This is a genomic window from Parafrankia soli (assembly GCF_001854695.1).
GTDB lineage: Bacteria > Actinomycetota > Actinomycetes > Frankiales > Frankiaceae > Parafrankia > Parafrankia soli.
In genome coordinates, this window is sequence record NZ_MAXA01000112.1 from 1 (window position 1) to 2,785 (window position 2,785).

3 protein-coding genes and 1 pseudogene are annotated in these 2,785 nt (G+C 69.1%); 3 read left to right on the plus strand and 1 reads right to left on the minus strand.

What is annotated here, in order from left to right; all coding sequences use genetic code 11:
- Positions 1-119 precede the first annotated feature (119 nt).
- The 3 genes from BBK14_RS39895 to BBK14_RS42780 all read left to right on the plus strand — a co-directional run bounded on the left by BBK14_RS39895 (position 120) and on the right by BBK14_RS42780 (position 2,029).
- On the plus strand, positions 120-806 hold the full coding sequence (locus tag BBK14_RS39895) for an arsenate reductase ArsC (protein WP_071061432.1): 687 nt from the start codon (positions 120-122) through the stop codon (positions 804-806).
- Positions 807-837: 31 nt separating this feature from the next.
- Entirely contained in the window at positions 838-1,248 is a 411-nt protein-coding gene (locus BBK14_RS10475; protein WP_071061435.1) for an arsenate reductase ArsC, read from the plus strand.
- Positions 1,249-1,759: 511 nt separating this feature from the next.
- Entirely contained in the window at positions 1,760-2,029 is a 270-nt protein-coding gene (locus BBK14_RS42780; protein WP_241831381.1) for a hypothetical protein, read from the plus strand.
- A 121-nt stretch (positions 2,030-2,150) separates the two neighbouring features.
- Here BBK14_RS42780 and BBK14_RS39905 read toward each other — a convergent pair.
- Positions 2,151-2,354, minus strand: a pseudogene (locus tag BBK14_RS39905) (hypothetical protein); the annotation flags it as partial.
- Positions 2,355-2,785: the final 431 nt, after the last annotated feature.

A 2,785-nucleotide genomic window follows, 5' to 3' on the forward strand; every position in this document is an offset into this window, starting at 1 on the left:
CTGTTCTACCCACCGACCCCGACCACCCCGGCACAGGCCGCCCAGGTCCTGCTCCCACACACCGACACCGCCGCCGCGGCGAACGGCGCCGCCCATTCACCTCTTTCTGGAGGGGTCTCATGACCACCCCCGACACCCCGACCAGCCTCGGGGACGTGGCCGGCCTGGAACCGGCGACCGCCCGCGCGTTGCACTCCGCGGCGGAACGGCTCGCCTACGCCTACGACACCACCTTCGACGCCGCGGAAGTGCGTGAGCTGCTCGTCGACTCCTACCGCCAACTCGCCCGCACCGCCCGAATCACCCAGTTCCTCCCGACCCTGGCGGAGCGGCTGACCCGGGAACGCCTCGAAGCGCTCGGCGCGACCCGCGGCCTGATCGCCAAGCGCGTCCCCGAAGTGCTGTTCGTCTGCGTCCGCAACGCCGGCCGCTCACAGATGGCCGCCGCGCTGACCCGGCACTACGCCGGGACCGCGCTGCACATCCGTACCGGCGGCTCCGACCCCGGCGAACACATCCATCCCGACGTCGTCGCCGCAATGAAGGACATCGGCCTGAGCCTGGATGAGGAGTTCCCCAAGCCGCTGACCGACGACATCCTCGCCGCCGCCGACGTCGTCATCACCATGGGCTGCGGCGACCGCTGCCCGTACCTGCCGGGAAAACGCTACGAGGACTGGCCCATCGACGACCCCGACGGCGCACCCGCCGATCAGCTCGCCGCGATCCGTGACGACATCGACCACCGGGTCCGCGGCCTGATCGCCAGCCTGCTTCCCGACCTCACCCTGCCCGTCTCCCGCTGACTCACCTGGCGACTCATTAGGACCCGTAACCGTGTCCGAGAAACCCTCGGTGCTGTTCGTCTGCGTCCACAACGCCGGCCGGTCCCAGATGGCCGCCGGCTGGCTCACCCACCTCGCCGCCGGCCGGATCGAAGTCCGCTCCGCCGGCTCCATGCCCGCCGACCAGATCAACCCGGCCGCCGTCACCGCGATGACCGAGGTCGGCATCGACATCACCACCGAAACCCCGAAGATCCTCACCGTCGAGGCCGTCCAGGCCTCCGACGTGGTCATCACCATGGGCTGCGGCGATACTTGCCCGGTATTCCCCGGCAAACGGTACGAGGACTGGAAACTCGACGACCCCGCCGGGCAGGGCATCGACGCGGTCCGTCCCATCCGCGACGACATCCGCGCCCGCGTCGAGAAGCTCATCGGCGAACTCCTACCCGCCGGAACCTGACCCCAGGCAGCACCGCACGCAGCCAGCGAACGACCGGCGGCTCTCCTGACCACCGGAGCCGCCGGACACTGACGTGGTCGATGCCGGGCCGTTCCTCGAAGCCTTCGCCGTCCTCATCGTGCTGCCGCTCKCCCTGCCTGGGCTGTCCAGGCGTGGGCCGCCCGCCGCCCCAGCGGACGAGCCGTCATGGCCGGGGCGGGAACGACCATGGTGCCGCTGATGGTCACCGCCCTGCTCACGGTCGTCGCCTCCCAGATCCCCGAACTGGACGACAACCTCACCGACCTCGTCCGGCTGGTGCCCTTCTACGTGCTGTTCCTGCTGGTGATGGCCGTCGCTGGGCTCGCCGTCGCCCGTCTGTTCCGTCTCGACGTCCCCGCCAGCCGCGCGATCGTGTGCACCGGCGCCACCCGTAACTCCCTCGTTGTGCTCGCGCTCGCCCTGCCCGACCGCCTCGCCGTCGCCGTCACCGCCGTCGTCACCCAGACCCTCGTCGAGGTCGTCGGCATGGTTGCCTACGTCCGCGCCGTTCCGCGGCTGCTCCCTGTCGGCGACGCTGGCGATGCTCGCCTGCGCCGCGTGCTGCGCGCTGCCCCTCCTGGTCGGCGCCGGGCTGCTCACGGCCGGAGCCGCCGCTGCGGTCAACCAGACACTGATCGCCGCCGCGATCGCACTGGCCGTCCTTGCAGTGCTGTTCCTGGGATGGCACCAGCGCCGCAAGGCCGCCGCACGAACCGTGGCCGGCGGGCCCTGCGGCTGCGGCGGCGGATGCGCCTGCTGACACAAGGCAGGACCGTCACCGCAGTCGCCGCACCGACCGCGATCGGCAGGCACGGGCGATGGCGAGGCGAGCAACGAGACTGCGTCTTCGCCATCCGACTGCGCATCATATCGGGCAGGCTTCAATCGACATCGGGCGGTCGATCTCCGGCGCCTTCGATCTGGGTGTGGGTGTCGCTGCGTAGCTGCGCGACAAGCCTGCGAGCGGTAGGAGCACCCACGTGGAGCCGTTTCCGCAGGGTGTCCGCCGAGATCGGACGCTGTTGATGCTGCCAGTGCAGCACGTCCTCCGCACGAGCCCGATGGAGCAGGTCTTGTTCGCGCGCCTTCTTATCAAGCCGGCGCTGAACCCCCTCCCCTTCTCCGACCTTGGTTGTCGGGGATGAATCCTCCGGCGTTCCTCGTTCCGGACCGGAGGCGCCCACATCCATCGTCGCTCCTGACGACGATGCATTATTCGACTCGACTGTCTGAATGTGCCGAACGGGGTTGGCGTCGTCCTCCGGCTGCCTTGCGTGGGGTAGCGCCGGCACAGCGGACGTAACCCTGCGAACTTCCGACTGCACGGATGCCTCATCCGCTGCGGGCAGGCCATAAACAGACATAGGCTGGGCCACCTTGGTCTCGATAGCCTTCATCTCTTGAAGCAGACCCGGCCCCACCTCAATACCAGGAACTTAGTGTCTGATCGTGTAGGTTCGGTGGGTGCCGAGACGTGGTCAGGTCAAGGAGAAGCCCGAGGACCGGTTGGTGGACC

Coding starts and splice junctions, on each gene's coding strand:
- BBK14_RS39895 (WP_071061432.1), top strand. CDS start 120: ATGACCACCCCCGACACCCCGACCAGCCTCGGGGACGTGGCCGGCCTG.